This window comes from Diplocloster hominis, assembly GCF_032380655.1.
Lineage (GTDB): Bacteria > Bacillota > Clostridia > Lachnospirales > Lachnospiraceae > Diplocloster > Diplocloster hominis.
Map to the genome: position 1 here is coordinate 21,408 of NZ_JAWDIY010000023.1, position 25,892 is coordinate 47,299.

14 protein-coding genes and 1 pseudogene are annotated in these 25,892 nt (G+C 49.5%); 12 read left to right on the forward strand and 3 right to left on the reverse strand.

Annotated elements, in window-relative coordinates; all coding sequences use genetic code 11:
- Position 1: 1 nt before the first annotated feature.
- The gene (locus tag ABC831_RS18690) at positions 2–442 is read left to right on the forward strand and encodes an ACT domain-containing protein (protein WP_343249594.1); all 441 of its coding nucleotides are present in this window, start codon (positions 2–4) and stop codon (positions 440–442) included.
- 359 nt (positions 443–801) lie between these two features.
- Here the strand turns inward: ABC831_RS18690 and ABC831_RS18695 are convergent, their stop codons facing one another.
- Positions 802–1,260, reverse strand: coding sequence for a MarR family winged helix-turn-helix transcriptional regulator (locus tag ABC831_RS18695; protein ID WP_343249595.1), 459 nt, complete (start codon positions 1,258–1,260; stop codon positions 802–804).
- Between the two features lie 354 nt (positions 1,261–1,614).
- On the opposite strand from ABC831_RS18695, the gene ABC831_RS18700 reads away from it, so the two are divergent.
- The 9 genes and pseudogenes from ABC831_RS18700 to ABC831_RS18740 all read left to right on the forward strand — a co-directional run bounded on the left by ABC831_RS18700 (position 1,615) and on the right by ABC831_RS18740 (position 10,453).
- On the forward strand, positions 1,615–2,037 hold the full coding sequence (locus ABC831_RS18700; protein WP_343249596.1) for a MarR family winged helix-turn-helix transcriptional regulator: 423 nt from the start codon (positions 1,615–1,617) through the stop codon (positions 2,035–2,037).
- On the forward strand, positions 2,034–4,190 hold the full coding sequence (locus ABC831_RS18705; protein WP_343249597.1) for an ABC transporter ATP-binding protein: 2,157 nt from the start codon (positions 2,034–2,036) through the stop codon (positions 4,188–4,190). The genes ABC831_RS18700 and ABC831_RS18705 overlap by 4 nt, the downstream gene beginning before the upstream one ends.
- On the forward strand, positions 4,187–6,031 hold the full coding sequence (locus ABC831_RS18710; protein ID WP_343249598.1) for an ABC transporter ATP-binding protein: 1,845 nt from the start codon (positions 4,187–4,189) through the stop codon (positions 6,029–6,031). The genes ABC831_RS18705 and ABC831_RS18710 overlap by 4 nt, the downstream gene beginning before the upstream one ends.
- Before the next feature lie 35 nt (positions 6,032–6,066).
- Positions 6,067–6,669: a cytidylate kinase-like family protein gene (locus tag ABC831_RS18715; RefSeq protein ID WP_343249599.1), complete on the forward strand. Its 603-nt coding sequence runs from the start codon at positions 6,067–6,069 to the stop codon at positions 6,667–6,669.
- A 794-nt stretch (positions 6,670–7,463) separates the two neighbouring features.
- A complete protein-coding gene (locus tag ABC831_RS18720) occupies positions 7,464–7,832 on the forward strand; it encodes a GntR family transcriptional regulator (protein ID WP_343249600.1) in 369 nt (122 codons plus the stop codon).
- On the forward strand, positions 7,829–8,680 hold the full coding sequence (locus tag ABC831_RS18725) for an ATP-binding cassette domain-containing protein (RefSeq protein WP_343249601.1): 852 nt from the start codon (positions 7,829–7,831) through the stop codon (positions 8,678–8,680). The genes ABC831_RS18720 and ABC831_RS18725 overlap by 4 nt, the downstream gene beginning before the upstream one ends.
- Positions 8,681–8,692: 12 nt before the next feature.
- Positions 8,693–9,421: a hypothetical protein gene (locus ABC831_RS18730; RefSeq protein ID WP_343249602.1), complete on the forward strand. Its 729-nt coding sequence runs from the start codon at positions 8,693–8,695 to the stop codon at positions 9,419–9,421.
- A gap of 5 nt (positions 9,422–9,426) precedes the next feature.
- A pseudogene (locus ABC831_RS18735) lies at positions 9,427–10,003 on the forward strand (hypothetical protein); the annotation flags it as partial.
- 111 nt (positions 10,004–10,114) lie between these two features.
- Positions 10,115–10,453: a hypothetical protein gene (locus ABC831_RS18740; protein ID WP_343249603.1), complete on the forward strand. Its 339-nt coding sequence runs from the start codon at positions 10,115–10,117 to the stop codon at positions 10,451–10,453.
- Positions 10,454–10,499: 46 nt separating this feature from the next.
- Here the strand turns inward: ABC831_RS18740 and ABC831_RS18745 are convergent, their stop codons facing one another.
- The gene (locus tag ABC831_RS18745; protein ID WP_343249604.1) at positions 10,500–21,731 is read right to left on the reverse strand and encodes a family 78 glycoside hydrolase catalytic domain; all 11,232 of its coding nucleotides are present in this window, start codon (positions 21,729–21,731) and stop codon (positions 10,500–10,502) included.
- A gap of 413 nt (positions 21,732–22,144) precedes the next feature.
- Between ABC831_RS18745 and ABC831_RS18750 the strand changes: the two genes are divergently transcribed.
- Positions 22,145–22,348, forward strand: a complete 204-nt coding sequence (locus ABC831_RS18750; protein ID WP_158342780.1) for a cold-shock protein — start codon at positions 22,145–22,147, stop codon at positions 22,346–22,348.
- Between the two features lie 231 nt (positions 22,349–22,579).
- Here the strand turns inward: ABC831_RS18750 and ABC831_RS18755 are convergent, their stop codons facing one another.
- A complete protein-coding gene (locus tag ABC831_RS18755; protein WP_343249605.1) occupies positions 22,580–23,860 on the reverse strand; it encodes a Gfo/Idh/MocA family protein in 1,281 nt (426 codons plus the stop codon).
- A 312-nt stretch (positions 23,861–24,172) separates the two neighbouring features.
- Between ABC831_RS18755 and ABC831_RS18760 the strand changes: the two genes are divergently transcribed.
- Positions 24,173–25,888, forward strand: a complete 1,716-nt coding sequence (locus ABC831_RS18760) for a DNA-binding protein (protein WP_343249606.1) — start codon at positions 24,173–24,175, stop codon at positions 25,886–25,888.
- Positions 25,889–25,892 lie beyond the last annotated feature (4 nt).

Consider the following 25,892-nt stretch of genomic DNA (forward strand, 5'->3'; position numbering starts at 1 on the left):
TATGACAGCAAAACAAATATCTGTATTTCTGGAAAATAAGCCCGGACAGCTGACGGAATTCGCCAAACTGCTGGAGCAGCACGGGATCAATATGCATGCGCTGTGCGTGGCGGACGCCAAGGATTTCGGAATCTTAAGAATCATCGTGGATGATTCCTACAAAACCGCCTGTGTCCTGAAAGAAGCGGATTACGTATTCTCCATCACGCCGGTACTGGCGGTAGAGATGCCGGATAAACCCGGCAGCCTGGCCAAAATACTGGATCTGCTGGCAGAAAATGAGATCAATCTGGAATACACCTACGCCTTTACCTCCCGAAAAGAAGGCTATGCTTATATGATCCTTCGGGTAACCGACAATGAAAGAGCCATCGAAGTGCTGGGCGAGAACGGTGTGAAACTGATCTGCCAGCATGATATGGGTGGGATCTTCTGCCAATAAGGGGGATTTTATTTACTAAGGTCCGGAGCGTTCTGCCGCAAAGGCAGGCTTGCCGGGAGGGGCAAAAAAGAAACGGCCCCCAAACCGCTTCGGCCAGACCTAAGAACGGGTAACTACGAAGAGGACGAAACCTCTGATTAGCAGGACCCGGGGCAAACTCGCCGGAATACGGCTCAGACAGTGCCCCGGGTCCTGCGAGGTTTCGTCCTCTTCTGCGTAACCCGTTCTAAGGTCCGACCTCAAGCGGTTTGGGGGCCGTTTCTTTTTTGCCCCTCCCGGCAAGCCTGCCTTTGCGGCAGAACGCTCCTGCTTTGGTGCCCAAGCCCCCGCTGCTTCCCTCTCCTCCCGTCGCTCCAACGCTAGGAGTTTTGTTTCAGCAGCAGTTTTTCTTCTTCCGTAATGGAATCTGCCATTTTTTTGGACAGATTAAAATATTCGTCTATTTCGTTTGGTTCAAAATGGGAAAATACCCGGTTCATGAAGGTTGTTATGATTTCGATATTGTCATTTAGGACGGTACGGCCGTATTCTGTGATAAGGACATATGTGATCCTGCGGTCCTGACGGTCAGTCAGACGCTGGATACAGCCTTTCATTGCTAATTTGCGTAACGTACGGGATATCGCGGGTAGTGTTACACCCAGCTGTTTTGCGATGTCGGAGACGGTAATGTATTGTCCCGGATGGGATTCGGAGGCTTTCCATAGGATATCTAGTATAGCCAGTTCCCCGTGGGGCAGGATATTGAGGGAATCGGAAAGGTTTAATAACTTCAATTTTCGGATAATATCATACTGTCGGTTGATTTTTTCCAGCATTGCCGGCTCCTTTTTCTTTTGTAAAAGTCAGAGACTGCAGACAAATACGCCGCAGCCGGGGATTTTTGAGTTTTCTGAACGGGAATCTTGTGAAATCTAACTATAAAGTATAATAATATAGATCAAATTTAGTGTCAATAAAGTTTGTGGAATCGATATCATATAAATTGACGAAAGACATACCTTTTGTAAATAATTCTTTAACTATTTTAGATATTGACAGTAGTTCATATCGGAGTTAAAATTTTACAATGTAAATAGATAACATTGTTAAATATTTATTTTGATACGGAAAGGAATGAGGAAATGGACCGAGGAGGGGTAACCGAAGAGCTGTTAAAAGCTGCCGGTAGAATGAGACGAGTAAGGCTCAGTGTGCTGTTTCCGGATATTTCTCAGGGAGAATTCCTGGCTTTGGAAGTCATATACCGCTATACGCTGATCCAGGATAACGGAAGGAAGATCTGCGTATCGGATCTGGCCAAAAATATGAAGATCGCGTCCTCAGCAGTTTCCAGAATGCTGCATACACTGGAAGAGCGGGGATTGATCAGCAGAGAGGTGGACAGAAAGGACAGGAGAAATACCTATGTATTCCTGACGGAGGCCGGACGGCAGAAGCATCAGGATGCAGTGGACACGATGGATGAATTTTTGAAAAGTGTAGTAAACCGTATGAAGGAGGAGGATATCCGCCAGCTGATTGTATTGTGGAATGAGTTAGCGGATATTATTGATGATGAGTTAGACAGCAGGACGAAAGGAGAGAGACGATGACAAAATTATTCAAGTACCTGCGCGATGTTAAGGGTATGGTGGTACTGATTATAGCCTTACTGGTTATTCAGGCGTACTGTGACCTGGCATTGCCCCAATATACGTCCAATATTGTAGATGTCGGAATACAGCAGGGGGGCATCGAATATGTGGCCCCGGAGAAAATGAGACCGGAGACCTTTGAGAACCTGAGCTGTTTTCTGGACGATGCGCAGATTAAGACATTGACGGCCAGTTATGACCAGGATGCGGACGGCAATTATGTGTTAAATACCAAAAATAAAAAGACCCTGGAACAGCTGGATGAGATGCTGGGTACTCCCATGATACTGATCTCATCTGTGGAGGAATCCGGGAAGATGACCATGGAGTCGCTGAAGGGCATGATCGATTCCGGACAGATGACGAAAGATCAGGTCCTGAAAATGAAGGATCAGGCTTTAAGCCAGATGGGAGATCTGCAGGAATCCCTGATTACCCAAAAGGCGATCTTATTTGTGAAAGCCGAGTATGAAGCGCTGGGAATCGATATGGGCGCTTATCAGACCCATTATCTGCTGAAATCCGGCGGAATTATGCTTTTATATACGCTGGTGATGGTGATTGCGGCCATACTGGCCGGTATGCTGGGCTCTTATTCCGCGGCCAGGATCGGGCGGAATCTGCGCAGCCGGATGTTTCAGAAAGTGGTTGATTTCTCCGGGAATGAGCTGGATCATTTTTCTACTGCTTCCCTGATCACCAGAAGTACCAATGATATCCAGCAGGTGCAGATGACAACGGTTATGATGCTGCGTTTCGTCATATATGCTCCTATTCTGGGAATCGGCGGTATTATCAAAGTGGCCGGTACCAGGACAGGGATGGGATGGATCATCGGTGTCTCGGTGGGAGCCAGTATACTTCTGGTTGCGGTATTGATGTCCGCCGCTATGCCGAAGTTCAAAAAGATGCAGCTTCTTGTGGATAAACTGAACCTGGTGTCCCGGGAGATTCTGACCGGACTTCCGGTGATCCGGGCGTTCAGCCGGGAACGCTTTGAAGAAAAGCGGTTTGAGAAGGCCAACAAAGACCTGATGTCAACCCAGCTGTTTACCAACCGGATCATGACATTTATGATGCCCGCTATGATGCTGGTGATGAACTGCACCACGGTTCTGATCGTCTGGGTGGGAGCGCAGGGAATCGATCTGGGGAATCTGCAGGTCGGTGATATGATGGCATTTATCACTTATACGATGCAGATTATCATGTCCTTCCTGATGATTACCATGATGTCCGTCATGCTGCCCCGGGCAGGAGTCGCGGCAGTCCGGATCGACGAGGTTATGCAGACGTCATGTTCGATACAGGATAAAGAGAAGAACCTGGATGAAAAGCTGACTGAATGCCGGGGGGTATTGACTTTTGAGGACGTATCGTTCCACTATCCCGGAGCGCAGGAGAATACCCTTCACCACTTAAACTTCACGGCAAAGCCCGGTGAAACGACAGCGATTATCGGCAGTACCGGCTGCGGAAAGTCCACCCTGATCCATCTGATCCCCAGATTTTACGATGTAACCGGAGGCCGGATCACGCTGGACGGCGTGGATATCCGGGATCTGTCCCAGCATAAGCTAAGAGAGCTTCTCGGCTTTGTACCCCAGAAGGGAATGCTGTTTTCCGGAAATATTGAATCCAATATCAAATTCGCCGGCGGGGACACGATAACGGACGAGGCCATGGTACAGGCGGCTGAGATCGCTCAGGCGGTGGAATTCATAGATTCCAAGCCGGAACAGTACAAGAGCCGTATATCCGAAGGCGGAACGAATGTGTCCGGCGGCCAGAAGCAGAGGCTGTCCATCGCCAGGGCGATCGCGAAGAATCCGAAGGTATTTCTGTTTGACGACAGTTTTTCTGCGCTGGACTATAAGACCGACGTGGTTCTGCGTAAAGCCCTGAATGAGAAGGTTCAGGGTGCGACCGTTATTATCGTGGCCCAGCGGATCAGTACCATCCTCCACGCAGATCAGATCATCGTGCTGGATGAAGGCAGGATCGTGGGGATGGGAAATCATGAGGAATTGCTGGAAAACTGTGAAACCTATCAGGAAATCGCGAAATCGCAGCTCTCGGAGAAAGAACTGAAAGGAGGCCGCGCATCATGAGTAAAAAAGATGACAGCAGCAGTGCAAGGCCCATGGGGCCCAGACATGGAATGGTGCCGGGCGAAAAGGCAAAAGATTTTAAAGGAACCATTGTAAAATTATTAAAATATATGAGTAAATATAAAGTAGGAATTGTCTTTGTGCTGATTTTTGCCATAGGCAGCACTGCTTTTAACATCGCCGGTCCGAAGGTGCTGAGTAAGGCGATCACCGAGATTTTCAACGGGCTGATGGGCAAGATATCCGGTTCGGGAGGCATTGATTTTACAAAGATAGGGCGGATTCTGCTGATCATGCTGGGCCTGTATCTGATCAGTTCCCTGTTTTCCTTCGTACAGGGCTGGATCATGACTGGTATCTCCCAGAAACTCTGCTTCCGGTTCCGCAAGGAGATTTCGGAAAAGATCAACCGGATGCCCATGAAATATTTTGAGTCCAAGACGGTGGGCGAAGTCCTCTCCAGAATCACCAACGATGTGGATACTCTGGGTATGAGCTTAAATCAGAGTGTTACCCAGCTGATCACCTCCGTCACCATGATCATCGGCGTGCTGATCATGATGTTAAGCATAAGCCCGCTGATGACGCTGATCGCGCTGGTCATCCTGCCGATCTCCGTATTGCTGATCGGCATCGTTGTAAAAATGTCACAGAAATATTTCATTACCCAGCAAAAATATCTGGGTAAGGTAAACGGCCAGGTGGAAGAGGTGTTCAGCGGCCACAATATCGTCAAAGCCTTCAACCGGGAGAAAGCTGCTATTCAGGAGTTCGATGAAACCAACGATGTGCTGTTCCAGTCAGCCTGGAAGTCCCAGTTCCTGTCCGGAATGATGCAGCCGATTATGATGTTCGTGGGAAACCTGGGCTACGTGGCAGTGGCGGTCAGCGGAAGTATTCTGGCGGTCAAACGGGTCATAGAAGTCGGCGACATCCAGGCATTTATCCAGTATGTCCGTAACTTTACGCAGCCGATCTCGCAGCTGGCGCAGGTCTCCAATATGCTTCAGTCCACAGCGGCCGCGTCGGAGCGTGTTTTCGAGTTCCTGAATGAGGAAGAAGAAATTGACAATGTAGAGAACCCGGTATCCGTAGATGAAATTCAGGGCAGGGTCACTTTTGAACACGTCCATTTCGGTTATAATCCGGATAAAATTATCATCAATGATTTCAGCTGCGAGGTAGAGCCTGGTCAGACCGTGGCCATCGTCGGGCCCACCGGGGCCGGTAAGACCACTATGGTGAAGCTGCTGATGCGCTTCTATGACGTAAACGGCGGCTGTATCAAAGTTGACGGCCATGACATCCGGGATTTCAACCGCAGTGAATTAAGGGAGAGCTTCGGAATGGTACTCCAGGACACCTGGCTGTTCAAGGGGACGATTATGGAAAATATCCGTTACGGCAGGTTGGACGCCACAGACGAGGAAGTCATCGCTGCAGCCAAAGCGGCCCATGCCCATCATTTCATACAGACATTGCCCGGAGGCTATCAGATGGAGCTGAATGAAGAGGCCGATAATGTCTCGCAGGGACAAAAACAGCTCTTAACCATTGCCCGTGCCATACTGGCGGACAATAAAATACTGATTCTGGATGAGGCGACCAGTTCCGTTGATACCAGAACCGAGGCCCGGATTCAGAAAGCCATGAATAATCTGATGAGAGGCAGGACCAGTTTTGTCATTGCCCACAGACTGTCCACGATCAAGGACGCGGACCTGATCCTGGTCATGAAAGACGGTGATATCATCGAGCAGGGCAGCCACGAAGAACTCCTGGCGAAAAATGGTTTCTACGCAGAACTCTACAACTCCCAGTTTGAGGAAGCGATCGCATAAAGCCCGCTGCAGACGAAAAGAAAGGAAGGAGCAACATGATAAACAGAAGTGTCACCATAGGCAGACAATACTCAAGCGGCGGCAGAGAGGTCGGAAAGCTGCTGTCCAAAAAACTGGATATGCCCTATTATGACTACGAGCTGGTACTTCTGGCCGCCGAAAAATACGGCCTGAATCCCGGCGTTCTAAGGGAAAAAGACGAGATCCGGACAGACAGCCTGCTCTACAACCTGGCTGTATTAACTTCCGGAAACGCCCGGAATTTTGGAAAAGTAATGGAACCCTATGAGATCTTCCAGGCGGAATGTGAAACCATCCGCAGATTATCAGAGCAACACCCGGCCATCTTCATCGGCCGGTGTGCCGATCTGGCGCTGATGGAGACCGGAAAACCGTTCCGTGTATTCATCTACGCCAACATGGAGGACCGGATCAAAAGAGCCCACGAAGTCGATCACATCGACATGAAAAACATAGAATCCTACATCAAAAGAAAAGACATAAAACGAAGGAGCTACTACAACTCCTTCGCCCAAACGGAGTGGGGAAGGCTGGAATCGTACGACCTGTGCCTGAACAGTTCGGCTCTGGGATATGAAAAATGTGCAGATATTATTGCAAAAGCACTTGAGGCATAAGCCTCAGTGCGAAGAACCCGGAAAAATTCTGTGGTCGAACTAGCCTGGAACAGGCCCTGCCCAACAAATACAGAATTCCCCGGGAGACAGAAAGAAGAACAGGGCTGCATCACGCCAAAGAGCGGGCCCTGGCAGATCTAGTTACAAAGGATTCCGCCCCCTTATCCGCGGGCCCGGAATCCTTTGCAACTAGATCTGCCAGCCCTCGCCCTCAAGCGTGACGCAGCCCTGTTCTTCTTTCTGTCTCCCAGGGAATTTTGTATTCGTCCGTTACCCCGTCCCAGACCTCCACGCCCACAGAATTCCTTCCCCTCTTAGTAAGAGAAAAACTTATCCGAACTAATCACTCCACAGGTATAAAGCATATCAGCCCGTAGCAACTTGAAAAAAGGCTTTTGGTAAAGCAGGGGTGAGAGGGGTGGGGGGGATCCTTGCGGAACCGGGCGGCCGATCTCGTGGGGGCGAATCACTTGAGACCGGGCCTTAGAACGGCTTACGCAGAAGTTGGGAGAACCTCGCAGGGCCTGGAACACTGTCCGAGCCGTACTTTGGCGAGTTTGTTCCAGGCCCTGCCAATAAGAGGTTCTCCCAACTTCGGAGTTAGCCGTTCTTAGGCCTGGTCGAAGTGATTCGCCCCCACGAGATCGGCCGCCCGGTTCCGCAAGGATCCCCCCCACCCCTCTCACCCCGGCCCTTCACCCCCAAAAAAAACATTGACAACCGCCCCCCAATCATATATGATTATATCAGTTAATTACTCAACTAACTAACCGAAGGACCAAAGGGGGTATCTTATGAAGTTGGAATTTGAAGAAGAGAGGCCGATCTTTATCCAGATAGCGGAAGGAATAGAGGACGCCATTCTTTCTCAGGCATTCCCCGAAGAGGGTCAGATACCATCGATAACGGAATTTTCTGTTACCTATCAGATCAACCCTGCTACCGCGTTAAAGGGGATTAATTTGCTGGTAGAGGAAGGAATCGTGTATAAGAAAAGAGGAGTCGGGATGTTTGTATCAAAAGGGGCAGTACAGGTATTGAGAGAGAAGCGGAAAGAGCAGTTTTATGACCGGTATATCCGGACTATGATTGATGAGGCGAAAAGATTGGAGCTGTCACCACAGGACATAGTAAATTTGATAGAAAGAGGGTTTGAAAGATGAGCGGAATTGAAATAAAACAGGTGAGCAAACACTTCGGCGATGTTACTGCACTGGATCACGTGAATATCTGCTTCCAGGAGAATAAGATTTATGGACTGCTGGGCAGGAACGGAGCGGGTAAGTCCACGTTATTGAATGTGATTACCAATCGGATTTTCGCGGATGAGGGGGAAGTCCTGGTAGACGGGGAAGCGGCCGTGGAGAACGACCAGGTCCTTAGGAAAATCTATCTGATGAGTGAGCAGAGCTATTATCCGTCCGGAATGAAAGTGAAAGAAGCCTTTCAATGGAGCGCGGAGTTTTATCCTGATTTTGATATGGGTTATGCGGAAAACACAGCAGGGCTCTTCCAGCTCCCCATGAAAAAGAAAATCCATGATTTATCTACGGGATACCAGTCTATCTTTAAGATCTGTATTGCGTTGGCTGTGAATACGCCGTTTGTTCTGTTTGATGAGCCTGTACTGGGTCTGGATGCCAATCACCGTCAGCTGTTTTATAAGCTTTTGATTGAGAAGTACAGTGATTCCCCCAGCACCATCGTGATCTCCACACACCTGATCGAAGAGGTGGCCAATGTCATCGAACAGATCATTATCATTAAGAATGGCAGAATTATCCGGGATGAGACGACGGAGGAACTGCTGTCGAAGGGTTATACGGTATCTGGAAGCGCGGCGCTGGTGGACCAGTATACTGCGGGGCGTAAGCTCCTGGGCGAGGATACTTTGGGCGGTCTTAAGTCCGCGTATCTGCTGGGCAGTGCCAGAAAAGAGGAAGTGCCGGCGGGTCTGGAAGTGTCGAAGCTGGATCTTCAGAAATTATTTATTCAGATGACGAATGATTAGGAGGGGAAGAATATGAATATCAAAATTTCTGTCAAATACCAGTTTCAGGATATAACGAGAGCGCTGATTATATTTTCCGGAGTTCTTTTAATTCTGATTCTGACGTTGTTTATACCTGGTTTACAGGGGACTACCAATGGCCTGGAAATTTCCGCATTTATTTTTCTTTTTGTGATCGGGCTGAATACATTCAAGGAGAACTTCGGGATGTTTCTGCAAAACGGTGTTTCCCGGAAAACTATATTTACAGGGAAGCTGCTTTCTACCGGCGCGGTATGCGCGATAATGGCAGTAGTCCTGGAAGTACTGGCCAGTTTGGCGAAGTTAGGGAGTGGCTACCGTGATATCCAGATGGGGACTCTGTATGAGATGCTGTATTCAGACCGTATGGCGTCTATATCGCCGATCCTCGTTGCTGTGGAGAATCTGCTGCTGCTTTTCTGCTGCTGTTTTGCGTTTACGATGGCTGGATATTTAATAACGATCACCTATTACCGGATGGGAAAACAGTGGAAGCTTCTGATTTCTGTGGGATTACCGGTACTGTGCTTTGTACTGCTGCCTATCGTGGATGTGATGCTGAATGGTGTGATCTTTCAATTTTTATTCAGGGCATTTATAATCTTGTCAGGGCTTCAGGTTGGCAATCCCTATATCGGGATGCTGTCGGCACTGGTGGCTTCGGCTATATTCAGCGGACTCAGCTGGCTGTTGCTGCGAAAAGCGGTTGTAAAGGATTAATATGTTTCGGTGAAGGCAATACCAGAACAACGGCAGTGTTCTTCATCAAGTATCTGCGCACCCTCGGTTTTGATGTAACAAACGATATCTTTGCTGAGAATGCATGGTATTTCCGCAATTCCCTTGTCAGAGCAAACTATAACAACATATAAAACGGCATCCATGAGACCATGGAGTTTCTGGAGCTGTTCTTGAGAAATCTTCTGCTGAATGAAAAACATCCGCTTCATAACCGGACATTGCATATCAGCTACATTTAAGGAGTCAGAAAAACCGGACATCGGAACTGTAAAACCGGACATTGAAGAAAAATTTCAGCCCAAAACTGTAAGACATATTCTGAAACTCCGTGAGGCATTTCTCGGTCGGGCTATTTTTGGACGCTCGGATGTGATGAGCGTAATTGACATAAAATCTTCAAGGGCATCTGATCTGCTGAGGGAGATGGTCGAGCAAGATGTTATCGAACCTGTATCCGGTTACGGAAACCAGATATGTTGTGGTTTTGGAGCGAAAATCGGGGCAAAAATGGAGCAAAAAACAGCCGTTTTTGCCCCGATTTTTTTGCCTTTCCACAGATGACAAAGGGTAAGGGACAGATGAAACCGGAAAAGTCATGTGTCGGCTTTTGGGGGCAGGGGTGGCATTCGTGTACCCTTAGAGCAGGTCTTGCCCTGATTGGCTGCTCTTTTAATGGGCTATCAGTTTTGGGGTGAAACAGCACACAAATGGATCGGCGCGGGAATGTTCTTCCTTTTTATCGCTCACCACATTCTCAATTTTAGTTGGTACAGAAGCATTTTAAAGGGGACATACACCGCAGTTGGTATCGTAACGCTTCACATTCTCGGAGCGTATTGGGGTGGATATTTACTTTACAGCGGTGGGGATGATAGATATTCCGACCGAACAGGAAATTCTTGCTACGATGAAGGAAATACGGGAAAATCCGCAGGACTTCCGCTTTGTAGCATAATGACAAAAGGAAACGGCGTAACCCATTTTACTGAGTTACACCGTACCCCTACATAAATACTTCCTTATCTGGCGTTGCCAAAGCGCCGGTCCTCTTTTACATTTACCGGTTCATCGGATGTTTCTTTTTGAATACGGCCGTACCGGCTGCGGCCAGGCAGAGCAGCATGCAGATGATATAGATCATCGGATTCGCATCATCTCCGGTTTGAGCACCGTTGATGGTTTGATTGGAGCCGCTGCCATTGTTGTCATCGTGCCCGCCGTTGTTGTTCTGGTTGTTGTTATTCTGATTATTGTTATTCTGGTTGTTATTATCCTGATTGCCGTCATCGGGTTTCTTGTTTTCGATCTTCTTCGTTGTTAATACATATTCGGAACAATGATCGATGGATAATCCCACATATCCCAGTTCATCCACGGTCAGGCCTTCGCCGCAGAGCGTAAATTCCTTATTGGCCGCGTTGTAATAATACAGATACAGGGATTCACCCGCATTCAACCCCAGGTTTCCTGCCGGAACGCGGATACCCGCCCTGCCCGGAAGGATTCCACTGTGGGCAAATGCGATCACAACCGCCCGGTCGTCGCCTGCGATGGAGTGAATATCCTGATTTTCTGCCGCCTTGTAAAGGCGCAGTGCCAGATTGATATCCGCCCCTGAGGTCTGGCTGGCAGGCTGCTGGAAGGTCCAGGTGTATAACGGGGTACCGTCCTCTGCGGTCAAAGTAAAGGTCAGAGACTTATTCGCACGCGCTGCCGTATCAAAGAGTACGTTTTGTGCCAGCAGGGAGTCGATCACTACCTTCGGATCCAGAGTAAAGGAATTCGGAAGAACGATCTGCACCTGCACATTGTCTGTAGCCGCGTTTTGGATAATAGACGCCATATTGGCCGCATCTATTACCAGATCCAGCCCCAGGACTTCTCCGTCAGAGAGATTGTGGGAGAATACCGGAACCTGGATGACGGCGGTGGTCGTGGTGCCGTCTGTCGTAACGGAAGAACTGGTGGGCAGCGTCACATCGACGGTGTGTTTCCCGGAACCGATATCAATGATTTCGGGAGCGACTGTCATAACTGCGTGTCCGGATGCGGCTGTGTACATGCCTGCAACTTCCGGTGTGGTGATACCAAAGGCGATATTCATGCCGATGACACTCTTCTCCGGTACGGTGAAAGTTCCGGTATAGGTATTTCCATCCGCGGTCAGTGTGATTCCGGCGATTTCCGGTACCGGTAATCCAGTGGTAAAGGCTGCGTCATAAGGATTGGTAACCGTGATCCTGATTCCGGCTTCTTTCCCTGCGCTTTGCTGTTCCGGTGTAAATGTAACCGTGATCACCGGTTTTGCAGCTTCTGTTGTGAGAACCAGAGACTTTTTCACCACATTGTAATTCGTTGTGTCATTAGGTGTAAATACGGCTTCATAAGATTTTCCGTTTTCCGCCCTTGCTTCCGGATCCGCCCACTGCCACTGGCCATAGACGATCTCCTGGGTAATCGGGTTCTGAACGGCCTCGGCGCTTAAGGTGCTGTCGGAGAGCTTCTGTCCGTATTTAACGGATACTGCGTTCTCCCCGGTAACTGCCGGGTCAGCCTTGGCCACATCTACCGGCACCAGGAATTCTACGGATTGATAATAAGTAGTATCCTGCGGGGTAAACAGTACCGTCTGTCCGGTCTGTCCCGCGTTTGGCACCGCGGTTTCATCTTTCCAGCTGAAGGTACCTTCCGTGGAGGCACTTCCGCCGGTGAGTACACTGTCATGTAAGGACTGGCCGTAAGAGAGAGCTGAAGCAGCCGGTTTCGTTTCAATAGCGGGAACCACAGGTTCCAGTTTCGTTTTGGCCGGTACGGTTATGGTAATGGCTGAAGTGTCCGCCGCAGTGGAATCACTGCTTCTGGTCACGGTAAATACAACCTGTACCGCGGTGTCCTCATTGGGAGGAGTGACCGTCCCGTCCAGTCCCAGGATACCTTCCGGATCCACCGATTTGATGGCAATGGTAAAGCCCTGGGGAACTCCGGGTAATAGGAAGCTTTCGCTGTCTTTCGCCGGGTTATTGGCTGTAGTAATCGAGCCTGCGATATCTGCCGCCGTCATTTCCGGTGTGACAGCAGTTCCGGCAGGGACAGTAATCAGCAGCGGCTGGGTGTCCGCGGTGGTCTGATCCGATTGTCTGGTGATGGTAAATACCAGATTGACTTCCGTGTCGGCATCCGGAGGTGTAATCGTTCCATCTGTCTGAACCACGTCGTTGTCGGAAGATTTTAATGCGATCTCAAATCCGGGCGCTGCGGCTGGCATTGTCAGCTTGACTGCGTCTTTTGTAGGATTCTGTACGGATATGCCGTCTGCGATTTCCTGAGCGGTGGGCAGAGCCGAAGTCACCGTAAGTGCAGCGCTGTTACTTTCCGCAGTACCAGCTTTATTGGTGATCACGCATCGGAATTCCATTCCGTTATCCAGCATGGTCAGGGCGGAGGTGGTGTAGGTGCTGTCTGTTGCATCCGTTATGTCGACCCACTGGGTCTTGTCATTGTACTGCCACTGATAATGAGGATAGGTGCCGGTGACGGTTACAGCAAAGCTTGCGGTTGAGCCCTCTTTACCTTCCGCTGCCTGGGGATGTACCGTGATGACGGGCGGGACAGGCGTGGCAGCCGGTACTTGTAAGGTCAGGGCCCGTGTCTGTGCACTGGTGTTGTCACTGGTCTTGGTAATCGTGTAAATCAATGTTACATTCGTATCTTCCTCCGGAGGAACGATGGTTCCGTCCAAACCGATGACAGCAGGATTGGAGGAGGTGGTGATAGCTGCTGTGAATCCGGCGGGTACTGCAGGCGACGGCATTATGAGCGCATCTTTTTCAGGAGCGGTCAGCTCTGTGATGGAATCCGCTATAACCTGCGCGTCTCTGGTTTCACCGAATACCTCGATCTCGGTGAGCTGCACGCGGTAACGGACGCCGGCTTCGTCAGCGGCCGAATCTCCCAGTTTTGTGGTGGTTATTTTAACATATTGTGCATCTACGGGATCAAAGGTGTATTCTCCCCGCAGACCCTGAGGCACGATTTCACCGGTCAATGTCCTGACTACCGTATAGTTCACATCATCCTTGCTTACGGAGATCGTGAAATCTTTCGGATAGCAGGGATGTTTGCCGTCCGCGGTTGCCGCGTTTGTTCTGGGATACAGATATACGGAATGGATGGTCTCCACTTTACCCAGGTTGATGGTGATTTCCTGAGGCGATGCTGAGATATCATTGCCGGGATAATCCTTGGTTGTGAAACCGGATTTCCCTGTCTGACTCGTTCTGATTCCATCTGTCAGATTATTGGTTCCCCAGTCGGCACTGCCGGCACTCATGGCGTCTGTCGCGCTGACAGCGGCATGAAGAGCCATATTGCGCGGGCCCACGTAGTCCACATGAGCCGTCAGATCATAATCGGCATCCATGGCGATCGTGTAATCATTCAGGGTTTCGTCCTCTAATTCAATCCCGTCGATACTGCTGATTCCATATTCCCCGTCATACTTGGACACGAACTGGATCTGTACTTCTTTGCCCTTCGGATATAATCCCTGGTAAGGCATAACTTTTTGTACCTGGTCAATATAAAGCTGTACGTTTTCTTTGTCATCTGCGTCGATGGTCAGATTCTGAACCTCGCCGCGTTTGGCGGTCAGAGTAATGCTGGAAGAAGATTCAAAGTATACAAATTTGTCGTCCAGACCGCAGCTCGCCAAAGCAGCGCCTTGTGTATCTGTTCCATTCTCCCAAATCACATTTCCGTCGAGTTCTACGCTGGTGGCATCCTTTCCTCCGGTCAGCGGAACTCCAATGACACCGGTGGTACCCTCCGGTACTTGAACCGTAAGGTTTAATTCATCCGGATTCTCAGCATGGATGGATACCTGGATCTGGACCTCACCTTTTACGGTCGGAACCTTCGTATCGATGGTCTTAATGGTACCCAGCTGAGGAGCGACCTTAAACTTCTCATACCCGGGGGTAAGAGGAGAGACACCGGTGGCGTACATGCTCATCATGGTCAGAGGACCGCCGGTCCAGGCATGATTGGTGGTACCTTTATCAGCTTCCCAGAACTCCCATAAGGTAGAGTAGTCCGAAGCCACCATGTCCGCGTAGCGGGTCTTCATCCGGGAGAGAGCATCGTTCTCATATCCCATGAGATAGAGAGCTTCCAGTACATATTTTTCCATATACGGGCTGGCCTGATGGACCGTATTTAAAACGTCCCGCACATAGGGATATTTTTCTTCCGGTACAAGACCTGCATATACGGCCAGCGCGTTGGCCCGGTCATCCGTAACGCTTGCGCCCGCGGAGCGATAATACCCATTCGAATTCCAAAATACTTTTTCGAAGTTATCTGCGATGGACTGCTTCCTTTTCAGAAGTTCTTTCGTTTGTTCGCTGTTCATGTCCTCGCCCAGCGCTTCCGCCATCTTCAGAGTGTTGTCCAGAGCGATGTAATACCATTCGTTGGTGATCAGATCCTGGTCGGAACCGCTGCCCCAGTCACTCCAATCCCAGGAGCCCGACCGGTGTTTGACCGTACCGTCAGGTTTCATCTCGAACAGCAGGAGATACTTGCTGGAAGGTCCGAACGCATCCTGCAGTACTTCCATATCTCCGGTATACAGATAATACATGTAGTAACTCATAATTCCGGCCAGAGACTGGGCGGGCAGTTCCTGGAAACCGCTGCCGTCCGGAGCTACCGTGGGCAGCCGGCCGTCCTCTGCGGCATAACCGAGCACATTGCCGATCCCTTTCTTAGCCAATAGGTTCGCATCCGTTGAGAGGGCGTAGAATCCCATCTGCATTTCATTGACGGCGTCTCCCCACCACTGTGCTTTTTCCCTGTCGGGACAATCCATGAAGTTATCACGCATGGTGACATACAGGGTATCTCTGGATTTGATCCACAGGGTGTTCAGGAACTCATCATCGCTGGTAAAAGATCCATCAAATTCCGCGTCATAACCGGATTTGCGGTAACCCAGCGCATTGACTGTTACGTCGGAAGGAACTTCGAAATAAAGCTTGTCCCCGTTCATCCATACCAGATTCTCATAGGCCTGACCGCCTTCTTTGGTGAGATATTCCGCCTGCAGGGCGGGACCATCCGGTACATATGTTTTATCCGTGTAAATATTGATATTGCTGCCGGCGTTTGGCGCGGTTACTTCCAGGTAAGGCGTGAACTGGAAGTTGGTCGGCAGTTTACATTCATAGCGGACCATATCCTGAACGTTCGACGCGATGGTCACATCCGTATTGCCCACTCCCTGCCAGATCAGCCGCCCATTTTCAGCAGCAGCGTTCGGGAATGAGGAATTGGAATCAAAATCATCATTATAGTAAACCGTCTGTCCGTCAAGGCTGGTTACTTTGAGATAATCCACACTGCCTCTTTCCGTAGAATCCGCACGCAGACCGATGCCGCCGGAAGTATAGGTGACGTCTCTGGTATCGATCAGAGTACCGTCGATATAGGTATATGCCTTTTTGCCTTTTACTTCCACTTTCATGATATAATCATGTGTAAAAATCTCATCTTCAGCGACTTCAATCTCGGGCTGAGGCCCTGTGGTATTCCAACTGCCGCTTGTTTTCAGATGCGGCTTCAGGATCGGTTTTGTCTTTCCATCCCCGTTGATCTGCCACATATTCAGGTTTCCGGAATCCTGATAACCGAATACGATTCCAAATGCCTTGGAGAGAACCTGGAACCCGGCCTCGATGACATACTCGTCCACCGGAATGTTTAAACTGGTAGTCGCGGTCGTGATATTTGTTTTGGTTATGTCGGAATCTTCAAACAAAGTGTAGTCATCATACTTAAACATCGGTATCGGCCGGTCTGCAAAGTCGTTCCAGGGAGCCGCTCCTTTTTTGCCATATACGCTGGCGGCCGCCCATGATGTATCATCAAAGCCGGTCTGATACCAGCCGGGGATTTCCAGCCGGGCATCATATTTCAGATTGGATTCCGGCAGCCGGTAATTCAGCGGTTTGGCGGAAGTGCCGAAGGCATCCAGTTTCTGGACTTTCCAGCTCTGATTGGAAATAATGTCCACACCTTCACCGGCGGCATTGAAATACAGGCCTCCGTGTCCGCTGTTGGAATGTGAATAGGTACCGTTCTTTCCGTAGTGGTAAACCAGGACGGATATGGTGTTTTCCCCGGCCTTTAAGTATTGGCTGATATCCACATTGTCCACGTAAGTATCCTGGGGATTCGGTCCCCTCTTTAAGCTTCCTTCAAAGACTGCCATTTGGTCATTGATATACATCCAGTATTTGGAATCGGCAGCGATCTGGGCCATAACCGGGCCGGTGGGAGCGGTATCCAGGGTAACCTCTTTTCGGAAGGCCATCCAGGTGTTGGGGGGAGTGATGCCTGTATCCTCGTTCCAGATCCAGTTGGCAACAGGAGCGATATCGGGTTTTACCAGGTTTTTGAGCGCTCGATCCAGTTCGATATAAGCGGCCTGAATTTGTGCGCCGGTCGCGGAAGGATCTTCATATACATCGATGGCAGCGGCCAGCTTTTCTGCAAATACCGACCAGGTGTCAGAAGTATAATCCTCCTCCAGCTTTTTTTGTGCTTCTTTGATCAGGGCGTCCAGTTCCGCTTTATCCACGGTAGCGCCTTCGATATAGTAGATCTCAAATTCCGCCAGCTGTGCCCGATAGCTGTTTCCATCCGCAGGATTCGGATTCAGGCTGGTCATGTCAAGCTTCACATACTGGGCAAGCTGCTCCGTCGGCGTAGTGAAACGCTGAGGGGTGGTTCCGGCATAGGGATAATCGGAACGGGCGGTTACGGTGGTCCATTTCTCACCGTCTTCGGATACCTGAATCGTAAAGTCTTTCGGGAAACCGTATCCGGAAGGAGCCCCGTCATTTCTCGGGAAGATCAGGAAACGGTTGAACTTGGTCTTGACACCGAGATCCAGAGTAACCCATTCCGAGTGGTTCGCATTCGTGGAATTACTGGAGGACCAGGTGGTCCCGCCGTCCCCTGCGCGTTTCCCATCTACCAGATTACCCGGAGCGAAGACACCTTCCGCGCTTACAGAGCTGGATGCCTTAACGGTAGCTCCGATGGCCAGATTTCTATTTCCACCGGGTACCAGATCTTCTGTAGCTTTAACCAATTCTTCGGTGATTGCGTCTACGTCATCCTGAGTGGCCTCAGGGCTGTCCATAACCCCTTTCGCCCTTACGATCACTTCTTTTACTGTGTCAATACTGGCTTTTGTATAATCTTCTTCTATCTGGATCTTGGATTCCGCTTTGGTGATGGCGGAGGACAAGGAAGTCTTGATCACAGGTGCTTTCCAGGTAAAGGAGAAGGAATAACTTCCGGAGCCGACATCGATTCTGACATTGCCGGGATCAGTGGTATCATCCACCTTGGTGATGCCGTCAATCGTCCCGGTGACAGGCTTTTTCGTTAACAGGCCGCCTTCCTGAATCGTGGATAAGGAGGCCGGAATGACAACGGTAGCCGTGGTATTGGCAGGAATCGTTACATTTAACTCCACCTTGTCTGCGGATCTGGTCCAGCCGGATACGATATTGCCGCGGATGCTGTCATAGCTGGCGGCCGCGTGATCCAGTCTGCCGTCGAAGGCCGGAGAAATGATGATGTGCTCAAAGCCCGGATTCTCGGTATCATAGTTGATGCCTGCGATTCCGTTATAGAACCAGTCACATACACTGCCGAAGGAGTAGTGGTTGAAGGAGTTCATACTGACTGGTCCAAAACCGTTTGCTTTTGTATAGGAATTCCATCTCTCCCAGATTGTGGTGGCACCCTGTTCGATGCTGTAGCCCCAGGAAGGATATTCCGTGTTCATGGCCAGCTGATATGCGATATCGCTGTGGCCGTATTTGGTCAGCACCGGCATCAGCATATTCACAGATACAAAACCCACAGACATGAGATTGCCGTCCGCTTCGATCCGGTCCACCAGTTTCTGAACCAGCAGCGCCTCATTTTCAGAGGAAGCCAGTCCGGTACCCAGTGTCAGAACATAGGCACTCTGGGCGTCTCCGGAGACAGTACCATCTGCGGAGATATGTTTCGCGGTAAAATCAGCCTTTACCGCTTCATATTTGGCCCGGTAAGCCTGTGCGTCCTCAGAATATCCCAGCGCGCCGGCGATCTGAGCCATTAAATCAAGCTGGTAAGCGTAATAGGTAGTTCCTACCACTTCTTTATTCGAAGTGCCGTCTACAGGTTCTAACCAGTCCCCGTATCCGCAGGACTGTAGATTGCCCTGAGATGCGCGGAAATCCATGTATTTTTTCATGGAGGAGTAGCCATCGGACAGTACACGGGTGTCGCCGGTCATCTGCCATAGGGTATAAGGCACGACGACTCCGCCGGAGCTCCAGACCACATCATTCATGAATCCATGAGGATTCGGTGCCACATCCCCGTAGGAACCATTGGAAGCCTGCCCGTCTCTGACGTCGGTCAGCCATTTCTGATAGAACATCATGGCGTCCATATTGTGCATTCCGGTTTCTGCGAATACCGTGGTGTCTGCCCCCCAGCCCATACGCTCGTCGCGCTGCGGGCAATCGGTGGGTACGGAAAGGAAATTCGAACGCTGTCCCCAGAAGGTATTGCTGTAGATCTGATTCAGCAGTGCGCTGGAGCTGTCGAAGGTTCCGGTTTCTTCCATACCGGATGCCAGTGCGATACCTTTGATATCGCTTAGCTTCGGCGCTTCAGAGACACCGGATATCTCTACATAGCGGAAACCATGGAAGGTAAATGTAGGTTCCCAGGTCTCTTTGGCGTCTGACTGAAAGGTATAATAGTCGGTCGCCTTTGCGGATCTTAAGTTTGCTGTATAAAGGGTGCCTTCCGGACCGTCGCCGGTTTTTTCTCCGCTGGCATCATTTAACATCTCGCCGTACCGGATCCTGGCGGTTTCGCCTGCAGTCCCTTTCAGCGACAGATTCACGATACCGGCAAAGTTCTGCCCCATATCAACGATATAATTACCGTTAACGTCAGTGGTAATGGACTGGGGAGTCACATCCTTAATTTTCTTCACGGTAGGTCCGGTCTGTGCGGTCAATTGGATGGTTTTTGAACCAGAGGCGCCGGTTTTTACGCTGTAGGCTTTGTCAAACATGACACCTACCCTGCCCCAGTCCGAATTGTCAAAGGAAGGCTTGGCCCAGCCATATTTGCTTCCGCCCAGTTCCTTGTTCGCATCGTAGGTCTCCCCGTCGAACATATCGGTCTCTACGATCGGGCCGTCCATGGAATAGGTCCAGGTGTTATCGGTCACGACATTCTGGGTGGTACCGTCACTGTATTCAATGACCAGATTGGCGATGAGTGCCTGATTGTTGCCATATCGGTTTTTACCCAGAATCGAGATGTTTCCGGAGTACCATCCGGGAGCCAGCATGGCGCCGAGAGTGTTCTCTGCGTTACCGGCCAGCTGTGCTGTCACATCATAGGCCTGGTACTGTACACGGGTGCCATATTCCGTCCATCCGGGAGCCATATAATCTTCGCCAACCTTCCGGCCGTTTAACTGCAGCTCGTAATGGCCCAGAGCGCTGGCATAAACGGTGGCTCTGGTGATCGTTTTGTCCTGCGTAGCGAAATCTTTCCGCAACAGGGGAACCTTTGAGCTGGACAGATTCGTATTATCCCGTAAGAAAACTTCCTGGGCTCCGTTTTTGGAAATCGTGAGCGCGCCGTTCTCAATGGTTCCGTAGCCATAGCGATTGAGCTGATCCTCAAAATCATCATAGCTTACCACATGCCCACCGCTGTCGCGCAGAAGCAGGTTGTCGAACACAGCTTTTTCGTCTGTGGAAGAAGCTTGGTCAGCAGACATACGGAAGCCCACATTACCGATCTCAGGTAAGCGGTCGTCCTTGCGCTCGTCCACTTTAGTTCCATTGACGTAACAGGTGAGAGTACCATTGTCCACGTCGATCCGCATGGTATTCATCTGACCTTCCGCCTTTTCAACAGGCAGTACGTCGTTGATATTCACTTCCGAGAGCAGTGCCCCTCCCGGATTCCAGATGTGAGGGCGTAAGTAGGTGGTGCCTTTATGGTCGAAGGTATTTAACTGCCACATATAGAAATGGCTGTTATCGACAGCGCCGAAGGTCAGGCCGGCGGCGTTCTGAAGGATGCGGGTATCGACCTGAACCGAGTATACGTTGGCGTCTGCGTTCTTAGGCCAGATGCGGTGCTCATCTTTTTCCGGAGCCAGCCAGACCTGGCCGTCGTGTACCGTACCTTCCATCAAAGAATTCATGCCGGAAAAATCGTCATAGTATACCGGTTTCCCGTTGGCATCCTTTAAGACAAGACGGCTGAGAGACAGCTTGTCCTTATCATTTTCGCCATAGAATGCCCGGATTCCCACTTCTCCCCGTTCCGGAATCGAAGTGTCCTCCAGATAATCCTCACTGCGGGCAGATGTACTGCCGAAAGGCTGGTCATAAGTCAACAATTTATCATCCAGATACGCTTTGATCTTTCCGTTATTGACTTCTACTTTAAAAGTATGTTCCTTATTCAGGAACTCGTTATTTGGCAGAATGGATTCGATATCATACTCACCCAGCAGGGCGGGGCCGCCGTTTACCCATTTGTGAGGGCGGAACAGGAGATGATGGTCGGTTTTATCCTCATCAGAATTCAACTGCCACATATAAAAACTGTTCGCAGCGGGATCACCGAACATCAGTCCCAGGCTTCCCATTTCTACGGTGAAATCACACTCGATCGAATAAACACCCAGATCTTCGGACGCGGCTGCGCCGGACCCGCCGGTGTTACTGATCCACTGGGCATTGTTCCAGTCTTTTTCCCCGAACATACCCATTCCGAAAGTCGCAGTTTCCGACACGGCCGTACCGCCGTCATTGTCATTCACCGTAACATTCCAGAAGTACTGTTTTCCCGCCTGCAAAGCTTCCCCGGCATAGGGAATCCCATTGCAGTCGTTTGTATTCACGACAGAACTATCCCAGACCAGGTTTGTTCCGTCTTTCAGATCTTTTTCACTTTGTGCTACTTTAATCTGATAAGAGGTCTGCATGATCCCTCTTTGGTCGCCGCGATCCAGTTTCCACGAGAAAACAGGATTCGTACGTTCCAGTCCGATCGGATTTTCCATATACTCCGTTTTGGGAGCTTCCACTTTAAGGTTCGCTCCGAAAACGGTCAGGCCGCCTCCGATCAGACTCGTTACCAGAATACAGACTGCTGTAAAAAGGGCAATCTTCTTCTTCATTGTGTTACCTCCTAATTATAGTCAATCATGGAGTTTTATCACCAGCCCCCTTTCTGAATCTTAACTCCACATTAATTCTAGTTTAGAAGAGGCAGCAGGGTTTGGGTAGAGTAATATTTTCTCATTCCGGGTAATATCTTTCGGACTTTTGGGGCGGAGTATAAAATTCTTAACATAGGGATAGGAGAGTACAGCAAAAGTATGATTTCTCATGCAAAAGCAGAAAAAAAGCAGAAGAAAATATGATTTTTTATTTGACTTTTTTTGGAAGATATGCTATTCTAATTTTGGTATTGATAGGTTGATTAGATTCACATATTTTTGTAAGTCATCGATTTATTGGATGCTTTACAAAAATATGTGATTTTTTTTCACCCGGAATACAAATAATTTTATTTTAGGAGGTATCTTTCATGAACAAAGGTACAGTAAAATGGTTTAATGCACAGAAGGGTTATGGCTTCATTACCAACGATAACGGCGGAGAAGATGTATTTGTACATTTTTCCGGTATTGCTGGAGATGGATACAAGAGCCTGGAAGAAGGACAGAGCGTAACGTTTGATATTACGAACGGAAACCGTGGACCTCAGGCAGTTAACGTTTGTGTTGCTTAATTAAACCGACAGGAAAAATGACTTCGGAAGTATCTTCCGAAGTCATTTTTTTCTTTTCTTTTATTCAGCCGTTGCGGCTGGGTAAAAGAATTTTTCATTTCATAGGAAAGTGCTCCTATGAAATAAAAAACGCTCCGCGGGGATCGCACTACGGCGGAAAGGAAGATGCCGCTTACGCGGCCCGCCGTAGGCGGAGAGTTTCGCAAGCGAAACTCTTTTTCAAGTGCGTATCTAATATCTTAGCATTTCACCGCCCTTTTCCCTGGACGCTTCTGCCAGAAAAACCAATTTGTGCCCGACCATGGAATCCGCCAGAGTGGTGCAGCAGGGAGAACAGGGCTCTCCCCGCAAGATAGAGAGGAAGTCCTGCACGATAGCCTGATCTCCGTTACCATGCGGATTGCCATGTTGATCTTTGGATACATCAATGATTCGGCTGATACGTCCATCCGCTCTGTCAGGGGCTATCTTGTGTACGGTAAAATGTTCGCTTTCAAAAGTTCCAATAATCTCGCCTTTGGTCCCGGTAATATGAATATTTCTTGCGGAAGCGGAGGCTCCGCCGTTCATAGAGAAGGCGCCGGTAGCCCCGTCGGCGAATTGAATCAGTATCGACTGATGATCAACAATCTTTAGTCCGCAGCGGTATACACATCGGCTGTAGGGGTTGTCCTTGTTTTGGAGAAGCCTTATTTTCTCCTCTTTTGCAGGGCTTTCTGCCCCGATATCATGCCAGATATTATTTGCCCATCGCTGGGGATTTTCTATATACAGCCTTTTTGCAGAGTATATGCAGTCCCGTTCCACTGGACAATTGAGCAGACAGTGGGTGCCTGCATGTTCCGGCGCCATTTCCGGTATGAACTGAAGGACGGAACCGACGCTGGAGACTGCCTTCGGCAAATTCCCCTTCATGAGCCATGCCATAATATCGAGATCATGGCTGCATTTCGATAGGAGCATACCAGAACCGCATCGTTCAGGAGAAGCATATTTTCCCCTCACATAGGACACGGATTCGTGAAAATAACTGACCTGTTCATTCATTTGAATATGTATGACTTTACCGATTTCCCCGCTATTGAGCACGTTCTGAATCTCCCTGTAAAAAGGAGCATAGCGCAGCACATGGCAAACCATAACGATACGCCCGGTTTCATCTGCGCAGTGAAGCAGCAGATCCGCTTCCTTTTGATTCACGGCAAATGGTTTTTCCAGAAGGACATCATATCCATGCCGGAGCAGCGGAACCGTCGTTGATACATGCTGGGGGTCCATCGTACCATTGATGACGGCATCTGCGAATCTGGGAACGGCAGTCAGTTCGTCGACAGATGTAAAACAGTGATTATCCGGAATCTGGAACAATTGCTGCGCGGTACGTATCCGGTTCAAACTGACGTCCACAACACCGACAATACAAAACTGTTCGGGGTAAAGCAAAGCTTCCCTGGCATATATCATTGCTCTGGCTCCCATGCCAACCACAATTACACGCAACGGTTGAATCATAAAATTTCTCACTTTCTTCCTATTGTATAGTTTCTATTCATATATTTAAAGCCTTCCTTAGATTCTAGTATTTAAGAGGTTGTATGTCAATATATAGCGTTAAGGGAGGGGACTGGCATCTTTCGGTAGGAAAGTCTGGCTTTCCTACCGAAAGATGCCAGTCCCCTCCTCTTAAGAAGATTTACAAAAAAACTGTAACATGTTTAAAAATAATGTGGTAAAATAGAAAAATAAATATTACACATGTAATTATTGCTAAAATAAAAAATCATAATCCATAAGATTAAAATCAAATCAGGAAGAAGGAATACGATGACAGAGAATCATAAAACAAGGGAACATTCCTGTGCACATGTAATATTCGGTATATTATGCATGATGGTAACACTGGCCGCGGCGACACTGGAAGGGGTATTCCTGTTATTGGTCCGGCCGCTGGGCTATGAATTTACAACAGACTGGATTCCGGTTTGGATCGTAACGCTGGGGATCGGGTTCTGCCTGCTGGGGCTCGCCTGTTTTTTATGGTGGAAAAAATGGGCGAGGATCGGTTTTCTGGCGGCAGTGCTGGCTGCATTTATAATCGGACTGCTGGTACTGCCGGCCTTTGTTACGCAGGAATCTCTTGTAAAAGTCAGTTTATCCCCGGATAATAAGCATCTGCTGGTACTTAAGGGAGAGGAAAAGACCGGACAGATATTCGAATACCGGACCCGTTTTTATCTGTTTGCGAGAAAACAGCAGCAGTTTTCCTATACCGTGAAAGACGACCTGAAACTCCAGTGGCTGGCAGATGATGTGTGCGCCGTCACTTACGAGTCCCCGGACCAACAGGTACATCAGTATCTTGCCACCTATGGGGACCGGGGGAATGGGATCAGTTATTATTATGTGGCGTCAGCGATACAGGGGAACTGGACCCTGGCGGATCAGAATACAGCCGGATGGTTTATAGAGGCGGATCAGAACGGAATCACTGTGGGGAATGCAAGCTTTCAGGAGACCTATGCTTATGAGGACTGTGTACAGTTCGGAACTCTGGCGCTGGCGCTTTGCAGCAATGGTCTGCCCCGCTGGAATATCGTCTTGAACGAGGACTGTGAGCTCTCAGACAGCGGCCTGATAAAAAATGGGGGGACCATTACACTGTGTCAGGTATCTATGGAGCGGACAGCGCCCATCGAGATGTTCTGTACCACGCCGAAAAAAGAGCAGGCGGTTCAGCCTGCGGAAGAGCTGCCGACCCAGGAGGAGATCGAAGAGGACTCGATAGCCCGGATGAAACAATTCCTCAGTGATGACCCGACCCTTGCCAATATGGAATCCCAGGATGGAATCATCAAGATAACCAGTGATTCGGATAATCCCTACTGGATCGCCCTCCTGGCCCTCAAAGCAGAGCGAATGGAATACGCCGTTAACGGTGTGGACGTACGGGTACAGCTCAATCAGTGTGCGATGACGGCCGGTGATAAAAAAGACTGCCTGCTTTCCCTGGAGACGACTGAGCTGGCAGTATCGCCCGGCAATCAGGGAAGCCCGCCTGAGGGAGAGACCGTAACGGTGCGGTACCGGATACGGATCATGAGAGGAGAAGGGGCCTATCTGGCCTTGATTCTTCACTATGACGCCGATGGGACGCAGGGTCTGAAAGAGCGGAAAGTGCAGCCGGTAGACCTGGCGGCCGATCCTGCGTACCATTTTTTTATACCAGGTAAATATGATACGACCTACATGTATGTCAGCAGGCTGAGTCCGGACGATGCCGCAGAAAAACTTTATCAGGGCGCGCTTCAGCCGGATTACCCGAAAGCGGTAAAAAGCAGGGAGGAGGGCGCCCCGGGATATCTGCTGGACTCAGAAACCAATACATTTCTCTATTATGACGGAATCGCACAGGATCTGGAAAACTACCGGTTCTGGCTGGTTCAGATCCCTTCCGGTGATCTGGACAGCTCACAAGGGCAGATTCAGACCATAGGAACTTACCAGGTCAATATACGAAGCGGAGAATTCCGCAGTTTGTGATGAA